Raw genomic sequence first — 19,451 nt, forward strand, 5'->3', positions numbered from 1 at the left:
CGACGGCGGGTCAGCGGGCGGTGCGGATGTAGGCGCGCACCGCGAGCGGCGCGAAGACCGCGATGATCACGAGCGCGCCGACGAGGCTCCACGTCACGTGCACCCCGGCGTGGCCGGAGTTGCAGAGCTCGCGGATCGCGGACACCAGGTGGCTGATCGGGTTCACGTTCACGAAGGCCTGCAACCACCCCGGCATGGTGTCGACCGGGACGAAGGCGTTGGACAGGAAGGTGAGCGGGAACATGATCATCATCGACACGCCCTGTACCGAGGTGGCCTTCTGCATGAGGCAGCCCATGAGCGCGAAGATCCAGGAGACGGCGAAGCTGCAGAACAGGATCAGTGCTGTGGAGGCGAGCACGCCGAGCGGGTCGGGCCGCCAGCCCATCGCGATGCCCACGACGAAGGTGATGACGGTGGCGATGAGGTAGCGCACGACGTCGGCGAGCAGCGCGCCGGCGAGCGGGCTGATCCGGGCGATCGGCAGCGACCGGAAACGGTCGAAGACACCTTTGTTCATGTCCTCGCGGAGCTGGGTTCCGGTGACGATCGACGCGACGATCACGGTCTGCACGAGGATGCCGGGAATGATGACCGGCAGATAGCTGTGGACGTCGCCGCTGATCGCGCCGCCGAAGATGTACGCGAACATCAGGGTGAACACGACGGGCTGCAGAACGACGTCGAAGAGCTGCTCGGGGTTGTGCCGGATCTTGAGCACGCCGCGCCAGCCCATCGTGAAGGACTGCCGGATCGTCTCGGCGAGACCGATGTGGTTGGGGGCGGCCCGGTCCGGCGTGCGGCCGGGGGTGCGGGTGAGCGTGGTGGTCATGACGCCTCCTGGGCGGGATCGGTGGGGGTCGCGCCGTCGGAGCCGGCGTCCGGGCGACCGGTGAGGGTGAGGAAGACCTCGTCGAGGCTCGGCTTGGAGACGGTGATCTCCTCGACGGCGACACCCTGCTCGCGCAGGGCGATGAGCAGGTCGGGCACCAGATCCGGCCGGTGCAGCGGGGCGGTGACACGGGCCGCCTCGGGGCTGAGCGCGGCCGGCTCGGCCAGGATCCGCTCGACGGTGCGCGCGACGGCGGGAGCATCCGCGCGGTCGGCCGGGGTGAGCTGCAGCGTCGAACTGCCGACCGAGGCCTTGAGCTCGTCGGCGGTGCCGTCGGCGATGACGAGCCCGTGGTCGATCACGGCGATCCGATCGGCCAACTGGTCCGCCTCGTCGAGGTACTGCGTGGTGAGCAGCACCGTCGACCCCTGGGCCACGAGGTCGCGGATGGTGTCCCACATCTGCGAACGGGTGCGCGGGTCGAGGCCGGTCGTCGGCTCGTCGAGGAACAGCAGCGGTGGGGTGTCGATAAGGCTGGCGGCGAGGTCGAGCCGCCGCCGCATGCCGCCGGAGAACTCCTTGAGGGGCCGGTTCGCGGCGTCCTCCAGACCGAACGCTCCGAGCAGTTCCTCGGCCCGCGACCGGGAGGCGGCGCGGCTCCTGCCGAGCAGCCGGCCGAAGAGCACGAGGTTCTGCCGGGCGGTGAGGTCCTCGTCGACCGAGGCGTACTGCCCCGTCACGCCGATGAGCGAGCGCACGGTGGTGGACTCGGCCACGACGTCGTGGCCGAAGACACGGGCGCTGCCCGCATCCGGCCGCAGCAGGGTCGCGAGCATGCTGATGGTGGTCGTCTTGCCCGCGCCGTTGGGGCCGAGAACGCCGTAGACGGTGCCCGTGGGCACCTGGAGGTCGACGCCATTGACCGCGCGGGTCGCACCGAAGTGCTTGACCAGGCCGCGGGCGTCGATCGCGAGGTCGGTGGGGGAGGACGGGCTCTGGCCGGTCCTCATCTGTGTGATCGTCATGGGCATCACGATGCATCGCGTCGCTGTCGTGGGGCTGTCGTGCCGCTGACGCGGACTGTCGTGCGCCGCCGCCCCGCATGTCAGGGGTGTGCGCCACAATGACGGAGTGCTGTTCGCCGAGGTCGTCGCCGTGTCCGCCGAGGTCGCGGGCACCCGCTCGCGTACCGCGAAGATCACCGCGCTCGCCGCCGTGATCCGCGCCGCGGGGCCCGGGGACGTGCGCCCCGTCGTGGCGTGGCTGTCGGGTGAGCTCCTGCAGGGGCGCCTCGGCGCGGGATGGCGCACCGTCGCGCGGACCGTCGACTCGCTCGCGCCCGCGGCGGAGCCGGCCCTGACGGTCGAGGAGGTCACGGCCGCGCTGGACGAGCTGGCCGGGACGTCGGGCGCGGGGTCCGTCGCCCGACGGGACGCCGTCCTCACCGGTCTGTTCGGGCGCGCGACGGCGGCGGAGCAGCGGTTCCTCGTCGGGCTCATCACCGGTGAGCTGCGGCAGGGTGCTCTCGCGGGCGTGGTGACCGATGCCGTGGCGCGCGCCGCGGAGGTGCCGCTCGAGACGGTGCGCCGCGCGGCCATGCTGTCCGGCTCGCTGCCGGATACGGCCGCCGCGGCCCTGCGCGGCGGCGCCGAGGAACTCGCGGGGTTCGGCCTCGAGGTGCTGCGCGGGGTCTCGCCGATGCTCGCCTCGCCGGCGGAGGACGTCGCGTCCGCCCTGGCCGACCTGGGATCGGAGGTGAGCGTCGAGTTCAAGCTGGACGGCGCCCGGATCCAGGTGCACCGGCTCGGCGACGAGGTGCGCGTCTACACCCGTACGCTCCGCGACATCACCGATGCGGTGCCCGAGATCGTCGCGCTGGCCAGGGACTTGCCGTGCCGGTCCGTCGTGCTCGACGGGGAGTCCCTCGCCCTGACCGACGCCGGCCGGCCGCGGCCCTTCCAGGAGACGATGAGCAGGTTCGGGTCGGCGGAGTCCGGTGAGACGGTACTGCGTCCCTACTTCTTCGACTGTCTCCATCTCGACGGCCGTGACCTGCTGGACGAGCCGCTGTCGGTCCGGCTCGACGCGCTGCGGGCAGTGGCCGGGGAGCTGCGCATCCCCGCGCTGACCCGGCCCACCCCGGACGAAGCCGCAGCCCACTACGAGGCCGCCCTCGCCGCGGGACACGAGGGCGTCATGGTCAAGGCGCTCGCCTCGTCCTACGCCGCGGGGCGCCGGGGCCGCGCATGGCAGAAGGTCAAGCAGACGCACACGCTCGACCTGGTGGTGCTGGGTGCCGAGTGGGGATACGGCCGCCGCACCGGCATGCTCTCCAACCTGCACCTCGGCGCGCGGGACCCGGACGGTGGAGATCCGATCATGGTGGGCAAGACCTTCAAGGGGCTGACCGACGCCCTGCTCCGCTGGCAGACGGAGGAGTTCCCGCACCATGAGCGCGCTCGTGACGCGCACACGGTGTACCTGCGGCCCGAGATCGTGGTCGAGATCGAGCTCGACGGGGTGCAGGTCTCGCGCCGGTACCCCGGTGGGGTCGCGCTGCGCTTCGCCCGTGTGCTGCGGTACCGCCCGGACAAGAACGCCGCCGATGCGGACACGATCGGCGCCGTGCGGGCGCTACTGCCCGGGTAGCGGTGCGGTGGCGTCGATCCCGTCGGCGATGAGTGCGCGGCGGAGCACCTTGAACGACGGGGTCCGGGGCAGCTCGTCCACGACCCGCCAGCGGCGCGGGTACTGCCGCGGCCCCAGATCGGGTTGTGCGCGGAGGAACGCGGCGAGGGCGTCGGGAGTGAGTTCCGCGCCGGGCACGACCACGACCGCCGCCGCCACCTGATCGCCGATCCGGTCCGGGAGCCCGTACACGGCGGCATCCGCGACAGCGGGATGGCGCAGCAACGCGCGCTCGATCGGTGCGACGCCCAGATTCTCGCCGCCCACCCGCAGCCAGTCGCCGGTGCGGCCGGCGAAGTGGACGTACCCCGCCTCGTCGACGTACGCCAGATCGCCCGTGCGGTAGACGCCGCCGTCCGAGCGCGCGGCGTCCGCGGCGGGATCGTTGTAGTAGCCCGAGAAGCCGCCGGTGCCGGCGGTGTTCACCAGCTCGCCGATCGCCTCGTCCGGGTTGAGGAGCGTCCCGTCCGGGGCCGTCTCCGCGCGGGGGCATTCGGTCGAGGTGCCGGGCCGCCACACGGCGACTCCGTCGGGCAGTGGCCCCAGTGCGTCGGGCGGAGTGTCCGGCGTACGGGCGATGGCGACGCCGTTCTCCGAGGAGCCGTAGCCGTCCTGGACGTGGCAGCCGAAGCGCCGGGCGAAGGCGGCGATGTCCTCGGCGCGGCCCTCGTTGCCGTAGAGCACGCGCAGCGGGTTGTCGGCGTCGTCGGGGCGTTCCTCGGTGGCGAGGATGTAGGACAGGGGTGTGCCCACGTAGTTCGCGTAGGTGGCGCCGTACCGCCGGACGTCGCCGAGGAAGCCGGAGGCCGAGAATCGTTCGGCGAGGGCGATGGTCGCGCCGGCCGCGAGCGCCACCGCCCAGCCGGCGAGCAGCGCGTTGGAGTGGAACAGGGGCATCGCGATGTAGGCGGTGTCGTCGCCGCTCAGGCCGAACCGCTGCGCCAGCATGATTCCGGCGCCGGTGAACTTGCCGTGCGTGGCCCGCACGGCCTTCGGCTCGCCGCTGGTTCCGGAGGTGAAGACGAGAGCGAGCAGGGTCTCGGGTGTGACGTCGGCGGTCGGCAGCGGCGCGCCCGCGTGCGCGCCGAGGAGCGCGGCCCACTGCGGACCGTCGAGGTCGAGGACCGGGACGCCGAGGTCGAGCCCGTCGAGCAGCGCCGCGTGCCGGCCCTGGGTGAGGACGACAGCGCAGTCGGCGAGCGCGACGTCGCGCGCGAGCGCGTCGCCGCGGCGGGTGGGGTTGAGCCCCACGACGACCGCGCCCGACAGCGCCGCGGCGCCGAGCAGGAGGGAGAACTCGGGGACGTTGTCCGCGAGGACCCCGACGTGCCGGGGCGCAGCTCCGCCACCGTTGCCGCCTCCGGCGGCGTCGGGCAGAAGCTCCCGCAGGACGGCGGCGCGGACCGAGGACTCGGTGACGTGCTCCGCCCAGCTCCACGTTCGGTCGCCGGCCCGCAGGCCCGCGCCGGGGTCGTCGGCGCGGGCGCGGAGCAGGTCGGCGACCGTCGGAAGCGACTGCGAGAGTGCGCCGCTCATCTCAGGCGCCGAGGAACCGCGCGCACATCTCGCCGATCATGTACGACGGGGCGTTCGTGTTGCCGCCCGTGATCGACGGCATGATCGAGGCGTCCGCGACGCGGAGGCCCTCGACGCCGACGACCTTGAGCTCCGGGTCGACGACGGCCCGCTCGTCGACCCCCATCCGGCAGGTGCCCACCGGGTGGTACACCGAGTGCACCCGGTTCGGGAGCTCGCGGCGCAGCGCCGTCTCGTCCATGAGCGAGGCGCCGGGGGTGAACTCCTCGCTCACCTTGCCGCGCACCGACGGGTGCTGCATCACCTCGCGGATCATGCCGATGCCCTCCATCAGCACCTCGGTGTCCTGCGGGTCGCTGAGGTAGCCCGGATCGATCGACGGCTGCTCCAACGGGTTCGCGGAGTTCAGACGCAGCTCGCCCCGGCTCTGGGGGTAGATCAGCGTGGGCAGGATGGTCAGGCCGGGCCGGGGATCGACCATGTGGAGCTTGTCGGCGTCCTGATTGGGCACCGGGTAGTTCCAGGGGAGGCAGTGGATCTGCAGGTCCGGGATGTCCTTGGCGTACGACGTGCGGACGAACGCCGCCGCGTCGAAGACGGTGCGTGCCATCCACGTCGTGCCGGGCCGGCGGACCTCGGCCGCCAGGCCCTTCGCGAAGTACGCCGGGGTGCCCTTGTTCACCGCGTCCTTCATGAGGAACGTCATCGGGACGAAGAGGTGATCGTGCAGGTTCTGGCCGACGGGCAGGTCGGCGACGACGTCGATGCCCTTCTCGCGCAGGTGCGCCGCGGGCCCGACGCCCGAGAGCATGAGGATCTGCGGCGTGCCGATGACACCGGCCGAGACGATGACCTCCTGCTTCGCGCGGATGGTGGTGACCGAGTTCCCGTCGAGCACCTCGACGCCCGTGGCGCGGCCGTTCTCGATGACGACGCGCTTGACGTGGGCGTTCACGTGGACGCGCAGGTTGGGGCGAGCCTCGCGGAGGTAGCCCTGCGCGGAGCTGTAGCGGGTGCCCCCGGCCGCGCTCTGCTGGAAGATGCTGACGCCTTCCTGCGACGGGCCGTTGTAGTCGTCGATGATCGGGGTGTCCAGGGTGCCGGACAGGGCGTCCATGTAGGACGTGGTGGCCTCGGTGAGGTCACGCTGTCGGGTCACCTCGATGGGGCCGCCCGAGCCGCGCAGCTCGCTGCCGCCGCCCTCCCAGTTCTCGAGTCGCTTGAAGGCGGGCAGCACACCCTCGTAGTCCCAGCCGGTGGCGCCCTCCGCGGCCCACGAGTCGTAGTTGGCGCGGTTGCCGCGGACGAAGAGCATGCCGTTGATGGAACTCGAGCCGCCGAGGATCTTGCCCCGGGTCATGGGGATCCTGCGGTCGTTGGCGAACTTCTGCGGCACGGAGTACTGCTTCCACGCGACGCGCGCCTTCATCTGCGGCACGGTGTGCACCATCGTGATCATGCCGGGAACCTGCGTCATGCGGGTGTTGTCGGCCTTGCCCGCTTCGAGCAGCGCGACGGTGGCCCCCGTGTCGGCGAGCCGGCCCGCCACCACGGACCCCGCACTGCCCGAACCGATCACGACGTAATCGACGGCCTCGTCGGGCGACAGCGGGGTCGTCGCGGTCTTGTACAGCTTGCGGATCATGCGGGGTTCCTTCCGGCGAGGGTCGCGCCGAGGGCGCGGAGATGGGCCGTCGCGCCGCCGAGCGCGAACTCCGCGCGCTTGGCCGCCACGAAATAGCGGTGGGTGGGATGATCGGTGTCGATGCCGACGCCGCCGTGCACGTGGACGGCGGTGTGCGCCACACGGTGTCCGGCGTCGGCGGCCCAGAACTTGGCGGTGGCGATCTCGGCGGCCGCGTCGAGGCCCTCGGCTTCGCGCCAGGCCGCCTCCAGCACGGTGAGTCGGATGGCTTCGACGTCGATGTAGGCGTCGGCGAGGCGCTGCCGAACCGCCTGGAAGCTTCCGATCTGCTTCCCGAACTGCTCGCGGGTGCGAGCGTAGTCGGCGGTCAGTTCGAGGGCGCGCTCCGTGATTCCCGCCTGGAGGGCGCACCAACCGATGGTCGCGAGCCGCCTGGCGCGGGCCGGTGCGTCGTCGCCGGCGAGCCGGGCCTCGCGGGGGAGCGGTGCTGCCGCGGCCTCGACGAGCGCGGCGTCGGAGCCGTTCACGACGTGTTGGCGGGTGATGGTGAGGCCCTGTGCGTCCCGCGGCAGGAGGAACAGCGCGGGGCCTTCCGGGGTGCTCGCCTCGATCAGCACGGTGTCGGCGAACGCGGCCGAGGAGACCGCGGTCTGGGCGCCGTTCAGACGCCATCCGTCGGCGGAGTTCTTCGCGGTGAAGCCGCTGTGCTCGTCGCCGAGGACGACGGCGACCGTGTCGTCCCCCCGCAGCACCGGCACCAGCCACCGTTCGATCTGCTCCGGGGTTCCGTACTCGGCGATGGTCTCGGCTCCGACGAGGACGGTGTCGAGGTACGGGGCGGGGGCGACGGCGCGGCCGAGCTCGGTCAGCACTGCTGCGTGCGCGGTGACCCCGAGGCCGCCGCCGCCGACCGACTCGGGAAGCGCGGCGTCGAGCACGCCGGATCGGGCGAGCGTCCTCCAGAGGTCACGGTGGAACCCCGAATCGCCCGGTCGTGGGTTCTTCTCGGACCAGTCGGCGGCGATGCGCCGGGTGAGGGCGGCGAGGTCGCGCTGCGCCTCGGGAACGGTGAAGTCCATGGATGCCTCCTTCGCCTCAGCGGCTCACGGGCAGGTGCAGTCCCGCACCCGCGATGAGGTCGCGTTGGATCTCGTTGGTGCCGCCACCGAACGTCAGGATGAGCGAGCTGCGGTGCAGCCGCTCGATCCTGCCCCGCAGCAGCGTGCCCGGTGAGTTCGCGCGGACGATGCCGGCGCTGCCGAGGACCTCCATCAGCAGCCGGTAGCCCTCGGTCGCGTACTCCGTGCCGAAGACCTTGGTGGCGGAGGCGTCGGCGGGACCGAGTTCACTGTGATCGGCGGCCCAGGCGATCTTCCAGTTCCGCAGCTTGAGGTACTGGGCGTGGGCGTACACGCGGGCGAGGTGGGTCCGTACCCACTCGGCGTCGATGACGCGCGTGCCGTCGGCCAGCTTGGTGTTCTGCGCCCAGTGCCGCACCTGTCGTTCGGAGTCGAGCAGGGGTGCCGCGGAGGTGAGGGCCACGCGCTCGTGGTTGAGCTGGTTGGTGATGAGCTTCCATCCACCGTTCAGCTCGCCGACGACCGAGGTGGCCGGCACGCGCACGTCCTGGTAGTAGGTGGCGGAGGTGCCGGGCCCGGCGACGGTGTGCACCTTGGTCCACGAGAAGCCCTCGGCGGTGGTGGGAACCACGAGGATCGAGACGCCACGGTGGCGCTGGGCCTCCGGGTCGGTCCGCGCGGCGAGCCAGATGTAGTCCGCGTACTCGATGAGCGAGGTCCACATCTTCTGGCCGTTGATCACGAAGTCGTCGCCGTCGCGGACGGCACGGGTCCGCAGCGCGGCGAGATCGGTACCGGCCTCCGGCTCGGAGTAGCCGATGGAGAAGTGGGTCTCGCCCGCCGCGATGCCCGGCAACAGTTCGGCCTTCTGTTCCTCCGTGCCGCCGGCCATGATCGCGGGGCCGACGGTGTTGACGGTGAGGAAGGGCACGGGGACGCCGGCGATGGCGGCCTCGTCGGTGAAGATCAACTGGTCGAGCATCGGGCGCGCCTGGCCGCCGAACTCCTGGGGCCAGCCGATGGCGAGCCAGCCGTCCTTGCCGAGGGTGCGGGTGATCTCCTTGTACACCTCGCCGTCGCCGTACTCGCCGCCCGGCCCGAGCAGTGCCTCCCGGCGCTCGGGCGTCATCAGCTTCGCGAAGTACGCGCGCAGCTCGGCGCGCAGCTCCTGCTGTTCCGGCGCATAGTCGATCCGCATGGCGCTACTGTAGAACAAGTTCTAGAAAAGTGGGACGGAACCGCGCTCTCGGCACTATTTTCGTTCTGAGAGGGGCACGTGCCCCATGGTGAACACGTTCTCGAAATCGAAGGGTTGCACATGACGCAGGGACAGCTGGCGAGCCTGGACGGCAAGGTCGCGATCGTGACCGGTGCGGGCGCCGGACTGGGCCGCGCCGAGGCGCTCGCGCTCGCCCGGAGCGGCGCCGCCGTCGTGGTCGGCGATGTGGCGCCCGCGGCCGAGGAGGTCGTCGAGCGGATCCGGGCGGACGGGGGCCGGGCCGAGCTGGTGCTGGGCGACTCGGGTGACCGGGAGACGGCCGACGCGCTGGTGGCTGCGGCGGAGCGCTTGGGCGGGCTGCACGTCGTGGTGAACAACGCCGGCTTCTGCCGGGACAAGATGATCTTCTCGATGTCCGACGAGGAGTTCGATTCGGTCGTCCGGGTGCATCTGCGCGGGCACTTCCTCCTGTCGCGCAACGCCTCGGCCTATTGGCGCGATGCGGCGAAGGCCTCGGGAAGCGACGTCTACGGACGCGTGGTCAACACGTCGTCCGAGGCCTTCCTCTTCGGCTCGGTGGGGCAACCCAACTACGCCGCCGCGAAGGCGGGTATCGCCGCGCTGACCATCGCCACCGCTCGCGGCCTCGGCCGGTACGGGGTGCGCGCCAACGCCATCTGCCCGCGGGCCCGGACCGCCATGACGGAGGGCGTCTTCGGTGACGCCCCCGACGGTGCGGTCGACCCGCTGTCCGTCGATCACGTCGCCCGCTTCGTGCGGTTCCTCGCCGGACCGGAGGCGGAGAGGATCAACGGCCAGGTGTTCGTGGTCCACGGTGGGATGGTCGCCCTCATGGCGCCGCCGAGCCTCGAGAGGCGATTCGACGCCGACGGAGGGCAGTGGGACGAGGCGGACCTCGCGGCCGCCGTGGGCGGTTACTTCGCGGACCGCGACGACCGCATGTTCGTCGCAGCACAGCTGGAAGGCTAGGAGGTCTCATGGCACGACTGCAGGGGAAGAGGGCACTCGTCACAGGCGCCGCCCGGGGTCAGGGCGCCGCCGTCGCGCGACGGTTCGTCGCGGAAGGTGCGCAGGTGCTGCTGGCGGACGTGCTCGACGACCAGGGCGAGGCGCTCGCCGCGGAGCTCGGTGACGCCGCGGCGTACCGGCACCTCGACGTCACGAGCGAGGACGACTGGGCGGGCGCGATCGGCGAGGTGACCGAGCGTTTCGGTGGACTCGACATCCTGGTCAACAACGCGGGCGTGCTGTTCTTCTCGGCGCTCGAACAGACGGCCCTCGCCGACTACGAGCGGGTGATCCGGATCAACCAGTTCGGGTGCTTCCTCGGCATGCGGGCCGCCGTGGAGCCGATGAGGGCCGCGGGCGGCGGGGCCATCGTCAACACGTCCTCCGTCGAGGGCCTGGGCGGCATGCCCTACCTCACCGCCTACACCGCCAGTAAGTTCGCGATCCGCGGCATGACCAAGTCGGCGGCGATGGAGCTGGGGCAGTACGGCATCCGCGTCAACTCGGTGCACCCGGGCATGATCGACACCGCGATGGTGGCGGACGCCTTGGGCGGCAACGAGCCACCCACCGACTGGCTCAAGCAGCGTCTCCCGATCGGGCGACAGGGGAGCGCCGACGAGATCGCCGCGCTGGTGCTCTTCGTGGCCTCCGATGAGGCGAGCTACAGCACGGGTGCCGAGTTCGTGGCCGACGGCGGCGCCACCGCGACGCACGCGCTGAAGTTGTAGATGCCCGGCACGGAAGCGATCCGGCGCGTGGTGGAGGCCTCGCCCGCCGCCGTCGCCGCGCACGACAGGGCCGCGTGGACCGCGCTGTTCGCCCCCGACGGTGCGGTCCACGACCCCGTGGGCCCACCGCCGCAGACGAACCCCGCGGCGATCGCGCGGTTCTACGACATGTTCATCGCGCCCAATCGGATCGTCTTCGACGTGGAGCACGATCTCATCGTCCAGGGCGAGGGCGTCGGCCTCATGATCCGCGACCTCACGGTGCACACGACGATGAGCACCGGCGTGACGCTGCACATCCCGATGCACCTGCGGTACACGGTCGCCGACGGTCCGGACGGCCCGGCGATCACCGGCCTGTACGCGCACTGGGAGCTGCGGGGGATGATCGCCGCCCTCCTGCTCTCCGGGCCACGGGGCCTTGCCGCGGGGGCGCTCCTCGGACCTCGGTTGTTCCGCACCCTGGGGCCCCGGGCCGCGCTGGGGTTCCTCGGCGGCGTCCGCGGCGTCGGCGGGCGGGGCCGCCGACGCGCCGCGGAATTGCTGCACCTGCGCGGTCTCCAGGTGGGCAAGGTCCTCGCCGCGGGGCGGACCGTGACCACCACCGTCTACGACGGTGACCGCCGCGGCCTCGCCGTCGTCGACTTCAGCGGTCCCGGGGAGCCGCGCCTGGCCCTGCACCTGTAGCGCTCTCGGCGTTCAGGAGCGGGCGGAGCCGGAGCACGGGACCGCGGCTGGAGGCCGGAGGTGTACGCGGCACGGTCGTGATCGAGGTGGGCTCGACCTAATCGCGCGATCCGGCGACGCGCGACAGCGTGAGTGCCGCGGCGCGGACGGCGGGACCGACACGCTCCGGGCGCATGCGGGCGCTCCAGCCCGCCACCGAGATCGCGGCGACGGGGGCGCCGTCGGCGTCGAGAATGGGGCAGGCCACGCAGACGGTGCCGGTGCCGGACTCCTCACGCTCGTACGCCACGCCCTCGTCGCGGACCCGCTGCAGCTGCCGGCGCAGGATCGCGGGCGAGGTGATGGTGCGGGTGCTCAGCCGCGGCAGGCCCGTGGCGATCACGCCGTCGACCACGGCGGCGTCGGAGAACGCGAGGATCGCCTTGCCGACGCCCGTCGCGTGCGCCGGCATGCGGCCTCCCACCCGCGACGGTAGATCCGGCGCGTCGGGCCCGGGCAGGACCTCGAAGTAGACGACCTCGGTGCCCTCGAGGCGTGCGAGGTGGACCGTGTTGCGGGTGGCGGACCGCAGATCCGCGAGCACCGGCCGCGCCGCGTCCACGAGATCGCGGTGGCCCGTGGCGAGCTGACCGATCTCGAACAGGCGCAGGCCCAATCGCAGGCCGCTCCCGGCCCGCTCGAGGAGCCCGGCAGCCACGAGATGGCCGGTGAGACGGTGCACCGTCGACTTGGGCAGGTCCGTGCGCCGCGCCAGTTCGGACACCCCGAGGCCGCCGTCGCCGGGCCGATACGCCGACAGCAGGGCGGAGATGCGGTCGACGGTCGCCCCGTCGTTCCGCTCAGCGGGACACATGCAGCCAGTGTGCCAGGCCCGGGCACCGCCGGGCGGTGATCAGCGAACGATCGGCCCGACGAACCGGACGAGGAGATCGTGTTCGTACGCGGCGCTCGCGCCGGGATGCGCCAGGAGGCCGACGATCACGCGCACGACCCAGTCGAAGACCTGCGGGTCGGCGAGCGCCGGGAGGTCGGCCGCGACGCGCGACCGCGACGCCGCCGCTGAGAGCGCGCCGGCGTTCTCGGCGAGGACCGGACCCACGGCGAAGTCCTCCGAGGCGAACCAGGCGAGCAGCTCCGGCCGGTCCCGCACGTACGCCACGGCCGCCTCGATCACGGCGACGAGCCGCTCGGGGGCGGATCCGGGGGGAGCCTCGGTCGATGCGAGGTGGTCGAGGGCCCTGGACATCTCGCGCAGTACGTACGCGGACCGCAGCACGTCGCGGTTGGCGAAGTACCGGTAGAGCGTCGCCCGGGAGCAGCCCGCGGCCCGCGCGATGTCGTCCATGCCCACCGCCGCGACGCCGTGCTCGGCGAACAGGCCGGACGCCGCGTCGAGGATGCGCTCCGCCGCCCCGGACCGGGCGGCCTCGGACCAGGTGCTCCTCGCTGCGGACGTCATGACGATCATGGTACGGAGATCGGCACCGTCGTCGGGCGGCGCACGTACGCGCCCGGCGCCCAACGCACCCCGTCGAGGTCGACGGCGAACTCCGGGATGCGGGCGAGCAGTTCCTCGATCGCGACCCTGGACTGCATCCGCCCGGCGGCGGCGCCCAGGCAGTGGTGCGCCCCCTGCGCGAAGGTGAGGATGTTGCGCGGATTCCGCGTGACATCGAGGTCGTCGGCGTCGTCGCCGAAGACGCTCTCGTCGCGGTTCGCCGAGCCGTACAGCAGGAGCACGCGGCGGTCGGCGGGGATCGTGGTTCCGTCCACGTCCACGGGGCGGGTGGTGGTGCGCCCGAGCCCCTGCACCGGCGAGGTGAGGCGGAGGAACTCCTCGACGGCGCCGGGGATCAGCGCCGGATCGGCGGCGAGGAGCCGCCGCTGGTCGGGGTGCCGGTGCAGGAGCTGGACGGCGCCGCCGAGCAGGCCCGTGGTGGTGTCGTTGCCGCCGGCCACCATCGTGAACGTGAACCCGAGGATCGAGACGACGCCCGCGGGGTCTCCATCCGCACCCACGCCGGCGGCGACCAGGTGGGAGACCACGTCGTCCTCGGGCTTGGTGCGCCGTCGCTCGATGAGCGCCGCGAAGTAGGCCATCAGATCGCCGACCGCGTCGGCGGCGGTGTCGACGATCGAGGAGAGGTCACCGCCACCGGAGTTCGCGGCGACGATGCTCTCGGTCCAGCCGTCGAACCGGCCGCGATCCGCCGCCGGGACGCCGAGATAGTGCGCGACCACCATGGACGGGAGCGGCTTGAACAGTTCCTCCACGATGTCCCCGCCGCCCCGTGCGCGCAGGCGCTCGATGCGCTCCACGACGAAGGTGCGGACGTCGGGTTCGATCGCGGCGACCTGCCGCGGGGTGAAACCGCGCGCGACCAGGCGCCGGAAGGCCGTGTGCACGGGCGGGTCCTGCATCACCATCGGCGGGTCGTCCTGGAGGCCGATCTTCTCGAGTTCGCCGTAGTGCAAGGTGAGCCCCTGCGCGGAGGAGAAGGCGCCCGGCTCGCGCAATGCGTGCCACACGTCGGCGTGCCGGGGCAGGACGTAGTACTCGAGTTCCTCCCCGTCGAGCGGTTCGGCCCGGTGGACGGCGCCGGCCGCGCGGAGGGAGCGGTAGAGGGGGAACGGATCGTCCCAGGTCTCGGCGGAGCGGGGAACGAAGACGGGTGCGGGCATATCGTCCTCCGAACGAGACAAAATGCGATCAATGTCTCGAACGTAAGTCGATAGACAGATATTGTCAACAGGCGGGCTGAAATGATGAGCGTTCCGCTGAGCGGGACATGAGCGTGGACGTGGGTGCTCGGCGGCCGGACGATGTCGGCATGACGGAGAAAGTGACTGCGGCCATCGTCGGGCCCGGCAACATCGGCACCGACCTGTTGGCCAAACTGCGACGGAGCGAGCACGTGGACGTGCGGTACATGGTGGGCGTCGATCCGGAGTCGGACGGCCTGAGGCGCGCCGCCGAGCTCGGGCTCGAGACCTCGGCCGAGGGAGTGGACTGGCTGCTCGCGCGGCCCGAGCCGCCGCAGCTCGTCTTCGAGGCGACGTCGGCGAAGGCGCACCGCGCCAACGCTCCCCGGTACGCGGAGGCGGGCATCGTCGCCGTCGACCTCACCCCCGCGGCCGTCGGCCCGCTGGCGTGCCCGGTGGTGAACCTCGAGTCCCAGCTGGACGCCCCCAACGTCAACATGATCACGTGCGGCGGACAGGCGACGATCCCGATCGTGCACGCCGTCAGCCGGGTCACGCCCGTGAGCTACGCGGAGATCGTCGCGTCGGTGTCGTCGCGGTCCGCCGGACCGGGCACCCGCGCCAACATCGACGAGTTCACCCAGACCACCGCGCGCGCGATCGAGGAGGTGGGCGGTGCGGCCAAGGGCAAGGCGATCATCATCATCAACCCGGTCGAGCCGCCGATGATCATGCGCGACACGGTGTTCTGCGCCATCGACCCCGAGGCCGACCGTGAAGCGATCACCGCCTCGATCGAGCAGATGGTCGCCGATGTCCAGGTGTACGTTCCGGGCTACACGCTCAAGGCCCCGCCGCAGTACGACGAGCCCCGGCCCGGCTGGGAGGGCAAGGCCCGCGTCGCCGTCTTCCTGGAGGTCGCCGGCAACGGCGACTACCTGCCCACCTACGCGGGCAATCTCGACATCATGACCGCCGCCGCCGCACGGGCCGGCGAGCTGCTCGCGCAGCGGATCCTGGACGGAGTCAACGCATGACCGGCATCAACGGCGACCTCTGGAGCGACCCGAACCGGGACGTGCGCATCGTCGACACGTCACTGCGCGACGGCAGCCACGCGATGGCGCACCAGTTCACCGAGCAGAACGTGCGCGACACCGTGCGGGCCCTCGACGACGCGGGGGTCTCCCTCATCGAGGTCACCCACGGGGACGGCTTGGGTGGCAGCACCTTCAACTACGGCTTCTCCCTGGTCGACGAGCGCAAGCTCATCGCCGCCGCGGTCGACGAGGCGCAGCAGGCGAAGATCGCCGTGCTCATGCTCCCGGGGCTCGGCACCGTCGAGGACATCCGGGTGGCGGCCGACCTCGGGGCCGGCGCGCTGCGCATCGCGACCCACTGCACCGAGGCGGACGTCTCGATCCAGCACTTCGGTGCCGCACGGGAACTGGGACTGGAGACCGTCGGCTTCCTCATGCTCTCGCACATGTCCACGCCCGAGGCGCTGGCGAAGCAGGCGCGGATCATGGCGGACGCCGGGTGCCAGTGCGTGTACGTCGTGGACTCGGCGGGCGCACTCATCCTGGAGGACGCCGGCGAGCGCGTCGCCGCTCTGGTCGCGGAGCTCGGCGAGGATGCGCAGGTGGGTTACCACGGGCACCAGAACCTCAGCTTCGGGGTCGCCAACTCCGTTCTGGCGTACCGTGCCGGCGCGAAGCAGATCGACGGTTCGCTGCTCGCCCTGGGCGCGGGTGCCGGGAACTCGCCCACGGAGATCCTGTCCGCGGCCTTCGAGCGACTCGGCATCCGTACTGGCACCGACAAGGACGCGCTGATGGCCGCCGCGGAGGATGTGGTGAAGCCGTACATCACCCGGCTGCCGGTGATGGACCGCAGCTCGATCGTGCAGGGATACGCGGGCGTGTACTCCAGCTTCCTGCTGCACGCGGAGCGCGCGGCCGAACGCTACGGGGTTCCGGCGCACGAGATCCTCTACGAGTGCGGTCGCCGCGGTTACGTGGGCGGCCAGGAGGACATGATCATCGCCATCGCCGTGGAGATGTCGGAGGCGCAGAAGGTCTGACGACAGCGTCGGCCCGTACCGTCACCTGCGGGTTTCGGTGCGGGCCGACGTCGTCGGGCGGGCGGGAGTGGAGTCACTCCTCGATGCGGATGGCCTGCGTCGGGCACTGGCTGACCGCGTACTCGATGTCCTCGCGGTCGGCGTCGGTCAGGCCCTCGTCGGTGGCCTCCGCGAAGCCCTGGTCGTTGACCTCGAAGACGTCCGGGCGGATGCCCTCGCACACGCCGAAGCCGGTGCACGCGTCGCCGATGATGATCTTCATGTTCTTCTCCGTTCGGTTCGGTCAGGGGGCGAGGACCGCCGTCACGGAACCCAGGGGGCCCATGTCGGCGACGACGATGTCTCCGGCGCGCACCGGCTCGGCGCGCGTCATCGACCCGGGCAGCACGACGTGGCCGGGTTCGAGCACGGTGCCGAGCGGGCCGACCGTGTTCGCGAGCCAGACGAGGGCGTTGATCGGCGAACCGAGGACGGCGCCGCCCGCCCCCGTGCCCACCTGCTCCCCGCTGATCCGGAACGTGCAGCCCACGGTGCGCAGGTCGACGTCCGTCAGGCGTGTGGGCCGGCTGCCCAGGATCACGCCGCCCGACGACGCGTTGTCGGCCACGGTGTCGACGATCGAGATGTTCCAGTCCTTGATCCGCGAGTCGACCACCTCGAGCGCGGGGACCACGAAGTCGACGGCGCGGATCGCGTCCGCCACCGTGACCCCCGGGCCGCGGAGCTCACGGCCGAGGACGAAGGCGATCTCCGGCTCGATCCTGGGCTGCATCCACGACGAGGTGTCGATCGGCATCTGTTCGACGTGGAACATCGACGCCGTCAGGTGACCGAAATCGGGCTCGAAGACGTTCATCTGGCGCTGCATCGCCGGTGAGGCGAGCCCCACCTTGTGGCCCTTGACGGCATCGCCCGAGGCCTCCCAGCGACGCACCTGCTCCTGCTGGATCCGGTAGGCGTCGGTGATCGTGGCGTCGGGGTACATGCCGATGATCGGGTCGATCGGCGCACACGCGGCGTACGCGCCGAGCAGCGCGTCGGCGGCGGCGGAGACAGCGGAATCGTCCATGCTCGAATACTAGAACAGGTTTCAGTCGAGCGGTGCGGAACGACTCAGGAGCGGGGCAGCCCGAGGAGCTGTTCCGCGGCGACGTTCCGCAGGATCTGCGATGTGCCGCCCGCGATCGACAGGCAGCGGGACAGCAGGAACTCGTACCGCGGATCGGCCGGATCCTCCGGGCCGGCGACGGCACCGTCGGGCCCGAGGCGGCGCAGGCAGGCCTCCGCGACGGCCTGACGGTGCTGGACGCCCACGAGTTTGCGCACGCTGGACCCCGCGCCCGGATCCTGCCCGCCGACGCTCGCGATGACGGCGCGCAGGTCGAGGAGGGTGCAGGAGGCCGCCTCGGCGATCAACCCGCCGAGGGCAGGCAGATCGGGCTCCGGCCCGGGGTCGGCGAGGAGGGCTTCCAGGCGCGCGCCCAGGCCCGAGCCGCTCATCGCCACCCGCTCGTTGGCGAGGGTGGTGCGAGCCAGGCGCCAGCCGCCGTTCACCTCACCCACGACGCAGTCGTCCGGTACGAAGACGTCCTCGAGGAAGACCTCGTTGAACCGCACGTCGCCGGTGATCTCCCGGAGCGGGCGGACGTCGATGCCGTCGGAGAGCATGTCGACGAGGAAGTAGGTGATGCCCTTGTGCTTCGGCGCATCCGGGTCGGTGCGGGCGAGGCAGATGGCCCAGTCGGCCTCGTGCGCGAGCGAGGTCCACACCTTCTGGCCGGTCAGCGACCAGCCGCCCTCGACTCGCGTGGCCCGGGTCCGCAACGACGCCAGGTCGGAGCCCGCCTCGGGCTCGCTGAAGAGCTGGCACCAGCTGATCTCGCCGAGCAGGGTGGGCCAGACGAAGCGTTCGGCCTGTTCCGGCGTGCCGTGCTCCAGGATCGTCGGGGCGGCCCACGCGCCGATCACCAGCGTCGGACGCTCGACGCCCGCCGCCTCCAGCGCGCCGTCGAGGACCAGTTGTTCGGCGGGGCCGGCGCCGCGTCCGTACGGCGCGTCCCAGTGCGGCACCAGCAGTCCCGATTCGGCGAGCGCGCGGCGCTGCTCGCCGGGGCGCAACGCCGCGATCCGCTCGGCCTCCGCGGCGGCGGCTCCGTGGTCCCCCTCCACGTGGAAGTCCAATCCGCGGCGCACGCCGCGGAGTGCGAGCTCCGCCGCGCGCGTGCGCCATCCGGGGGTGTCCCCGAGCAGCATCCGCAGTGCCGTCGCGCGCCGCAGGTACAGATGCGCGTCGTGTTCGAACGTGAACCCGATACCGCCCAGCACCTGGATCGCGTCCTTGGCGTTCTCCACGGCGGCGTCGAGCGCGCCCGCCGCGGCGACCGCGGCCGCCAGGTGGTGCTCCGCGCCGGAGCCGATGGACCGGGCCGCGTCCCACGCCAGCGCCGCGGACTGCTCGGCGCGGCACAGCATGTCGGCCACGATCTGCTTGATCGCCTGGAAGGAACCGATGGGCTTTCCGAATTGCACCCGCACCTTCGAGTACTCCGCGGCGGTGCGCAGACTCCACGCGGCCACGCCGGCGGCCTCCGCGGCGGCGAAGGCCGCGAGGGCGGCACGGGCGTCGTCGGCGGTCAGTCCCGGGACCTCGGTCGCCGCCTCGAACTCCGGTGCGTCCAAGTGGATCCGGGCGAGGGGGCGCGAGATGTCCAGGCCGGGAAGCGGTTCGACGGTGACGCCCGGATGATCCGGCGGGAGGAGGTGCCAGCCGCCGGCGGGGGACTCGATCAGGAGGTGGGACCGCGGGGTCGCGTCGGGGGCGAGGGAGCCGTCGCCGTCGACCACGAGAGCGGCCCGCGCCTCTCCGGCCGCGAGCTCCGCACGCAGGGCGCCGAGCCGGTCGGTGCCGCCGAGGTGGCGCTCGAGGAGGACGCCGACGGCGATCGTGCCGCTGATGGGGCCGGGAGCCAGCACGGATGTCGCCGCCTCGACGGCGGCCGCGGCGTCGTCCGCGGTACCGCCGAACCCGCCGAGGTCCTCGCTGAGAGTGATGCCGAAGACTCCGATGTCCGCCAGCCCCCGCCACGCCTTCTCGACCGCGCCGGGGTCGCCGGAGCGGACCGCTTCGACGGGGTGCGCTCGGTCCGCCCAGTCGCGGATCGACTCGGCGAGAGCGGTCTGGACATCGGTGATCGCGAGGGCCACGGTTCTCCTTCGGCC

The 19,451-nt window shown here is 71.9% G+C and carries 18 protein-coding genes; 6 read left to right on the forward strand and 12 right to left on the reverse strand.

What is annotated here, in order from left to right; all coding sequences use genetic code 11:
* Positions 1 to 10: 10 nt before the first annotated feature.
* Both ELY19_RS10360 and ELY19_RS10365 read right to left on the reverse strand, forming a co-directional pair.
* The gene (locus tag ELY19_RS10360) at positions 11 to 832 is read right to left on the reverse strand and encodes an ABC transporter permease (protein ID WP_126196117.1); all 822 of its coding nucleotides are present in this window, start codon (positions 830 to 832) and stop codon (positions 11 to 13) included.
* A complete protein-coding gene (locus tag ELY19_RS10365) occupies positions 829 to 1,863 on the reverse strand; it encodes an efflux ABC transporter ATPase subunit, DrrA-related (RefSeq protein WP_416222737.1) in 1,035 nt (344 codons plus the stop codon). The genes ELY19_RS10360 and ELY19_RS10365 overlap by 4 nt, the downstream gene beginning before the upstream one ends.
* Before the next feature lie 100 nt (positions 1,864 to 1,963).
* Here ELY19_RS10365 and ELY19_RS10370 point away from each other — a divergent pair, with 100 nt between their 5' ends.
* The gene (locus ELY19_RS10370; RefSeq protein ID WP_126196119.1) at positions 1,964 to 3,481 is read left to right on the forward strand and encodes an ATP-dependent DNA ligase; all 1,518 of its coding nucleotides are present in this window, start codon (positions 1,964 to 1,966) and stop codon (positions 3,479 to 3,481) included.
* On the opposite strand, the gene ELY19_RS10375 is transcribed toward ELY19_RS10370, so the two are convergent.
* Genes ELY19_RS10375 through ELY19_RS10390 form a run of 4 tightly spaced genes read right to left on the reverse strand, consistent with a single transcriptional unit; the run spans position 3,467 to position 8,978 of the window.
* Positions 3,467 to 5,056, reverse strand: a complete 1,590-nt coding sequence (locus tag ELY19_RS10375) for an AMP-binding protein (protein WP_126196120.1) — start codon at positions 5,054 to 5,056, stop codon at positions 3,467 to 3,469. The genes ELY19_RS10370 and ELY19_RS10375 overlap by 15 nt on opposite strands.
* Position 5,057: 1 nt before the next feature.
* Entirely contained in the window at positions 5,058 to 6,701 is a 1,644-nt protein-coding gene (locus tag ELY19_RS10380; protein WP_126196121.1) for a GMC family oxidoreductase, read from the reverse strand.
* Positions 6,698 to 7,780: an acyl-CoA dehydrogenase family protein gene (locus ELY19_RS10385; protein WP_126196122.1), complete on the reverse strand. Its 1,083-nt coding sequence runs from the start codon at positions 7,778 to 7,780 to the stop codon at positions 6,698 to 6,700. The genes ELY19_RS10380 and ELY19_RS10385 overlap by 4 nt, the downstream gene beginning before the upstream one ends.
* 16 nt (positions 7,781 to 7,796) lie before the next feature.
* A complete protein-coding gene (locus ELY19_RS10390; RefSeq protein WP_126196123.1) occupies positions 7,797 to 8,978 on the reverse strand; it encodes an acyl-CoA dehydrogenase family protein in 1,182 nt (393 codons plus the stop codon).
* A 120-nt stretch (positions 8,979 to 9,098) separates the two neighbouring features.
* Between ELY19_RS10390 and ELY19_RS10395 the strand changes: the two genes are divergently transcribed.
* Genes ELY19_RS10395 through ELY19_RS10405 form a run of 3 tightly spaced genes read left to right on the forward strand, consistent with a single transcriptional unit; the run spans position 9,099 to position 11,446 of the window.
* Complete coding sequence (locus ELY19_RS10395; RefSeq protein ID WP_126196124.1) at positions 9,099 to 9,989, forward strand: 3-oxoacyl-ACP reductase; 891 nt, start codon at positions 9,099 to 9,101, stop codon at positions 9,987 to 9,989.
* Positions 9,990 to 9,997: 8 nt separating this feature from the next.
* Positions 9,998 to 10,759, forward strand: coding sequence for a glucose 1-dehydrogenase (locus ELY19_RS10400; RefSeq protein WP_126196125.1), 762 nt, complete (start codon positions 9,998 to 10,000; stop codon positions 10,757 to 10,759).
* Positions 10,760 to 11,446, forward strand: coding sequence for a nuclear transport factor 2 family protein (locus ELY19_RS10405; protein WP_126196126.1), 687 nt, complete (start codon positions 10,760 to 10,762; stop codon positions 11,444 to 11,446).
* 97 nt (positions 11,447 to 11,543) lie between these two features.
* Here ELY19_RS10405 and ELY19_RS10410 read toward each other — a convergent pair whose 3' ends face one another.
* The 3 genes from ELY19_RS10410 to ELY19_RS10420 are packed head-to-tail and all read right to left on the reverse strand — an operon-like array spanning position 11,544 to position 14,128.
* Positions 11,544 to 12,299 (reverse strand): IclR family transcriptional regulator, encoded by a 756-nt coding sequence (locus tag ELY19_RS10410; RefSeq protein WP_126196127.1) that lies wholly within the window; start codon positions 12,297 to 12,299, stop codon positions 11,544 to 11,546.
* A gap of 39 nt (positions 12,300 to 12,338) precedes the next feature.
* Positions 12,339 to 12,905: a TetR/AcrR family transcriptional regulator gene (locus ELY19_RS10415; RefSeq protein ID WP_164711576.1), complete on the reverse strand. Its 567-nt coding sequence runs from the start codon at positions 12,903 to 12,905 to the stop codon at positions 12,339 to 12,341.
* A gap of 5 nt (positions 12,906 to 12,910) precedes the next feature.
* Entirely contained in the window at positions 12,911 to 14,128 is a 1,218-nt protein-coding gene (locus ELY19_RS10420) for a cytochrome P450 (RefSeq protein WP_126196129.1), read from the reverse strand.
* 149 nt (positions 14,129 to 14,277) lie between these two features.
* Between ELY19_RS10420 and ELY19_RS10425 the strand changes: the two genes are divergently transcribed.
* A complete protein-coding gene (locus tag ELY19_RS10425; protein ID WP_126196130.1) occupies positions 14,278 to 15,186 on the forward strand; it encodes an acetaldehyde dehydrogenase (acetylating) in 909 nt (302 codons plus the stop codon).
* Positions 15,183 to 16,232: a 4-hydroxy-2-oxovalerate aldolase gene (gene dmpG / locus ELY19_RS10430; RefSeq protein WP_126196131.1), complete on the forward strand. Its 1,050-nt coding sequence runs from the start codon at positions 15,183 to 15,185 to the stop codon at positions 16,230 to 16,232. The genes ELY19_RS10425 and dmpG overlap by 4 nt, the downstream gene beginning before the upstream one ends.
* 73 nt (positions 16,233 to 16,305) lie before the next feature.
* Here dmpG and ELY19_RS10435 read toward each other — a convergent pair whose 3' ends face one another.
* The 3 genes from ELY19_RS10435 to ELY19_RS10445 are packed head-to-tail and all read right to left on the reverse strand — an operon-like array spanning position 16,306 to position 19,436.
* Positions 16,306 to 16,494: a ferredoxin gene (locus tag ELY19_RS10435; protein WP_126196132.1), complete on the reverse strand. Its 189-nt coding sequence runs from the start codon at positions 16,492 to 16,494 to the stop codon at positions 16,306 to 16,308.
* A gap of 21 nt (positions 16,495 to 16,515) precedes the next feature.
* Complete coding sequence (locus ELY19_RS10440) at positions 16,516 to 17,301, reverse strand: 2-keto-4-pentenoate hydratase (RefSeq protein WP_126196133.1); 786 nt, start codon at positions 17,299 to 17,301, stop codon at positions 16,516 to 16,518.
* 44 nt (positions 17,302 to 17,345) lie between these two features.
* Positions 17,346 to 19,436 (reverse strand): acyl-CoA dehydrogenase family protein, encoded by a 2,091-nt coding sequence (locus tag ELY19_RS10445; protein ID WP_126196134.1) that lies wholly within the window; start codon positions 19,434 to 19,436, stop codon positions 17,346 to 17,348.
* Positions 19,437 to 19,451 lie beyond the last annotated feature (15 nt).

It is taken from the genome of Tsukamurella paurometabola, assembly GCF_900631615.1.
In the GTDB taxonomy this organism is placed as follows: Bacteria; Actinomycetota; Actinomycetes; order Mycobacteriales; family Mycobacteriaceae; genus Tsukamurella; species Tsukamurella paurometabola_A.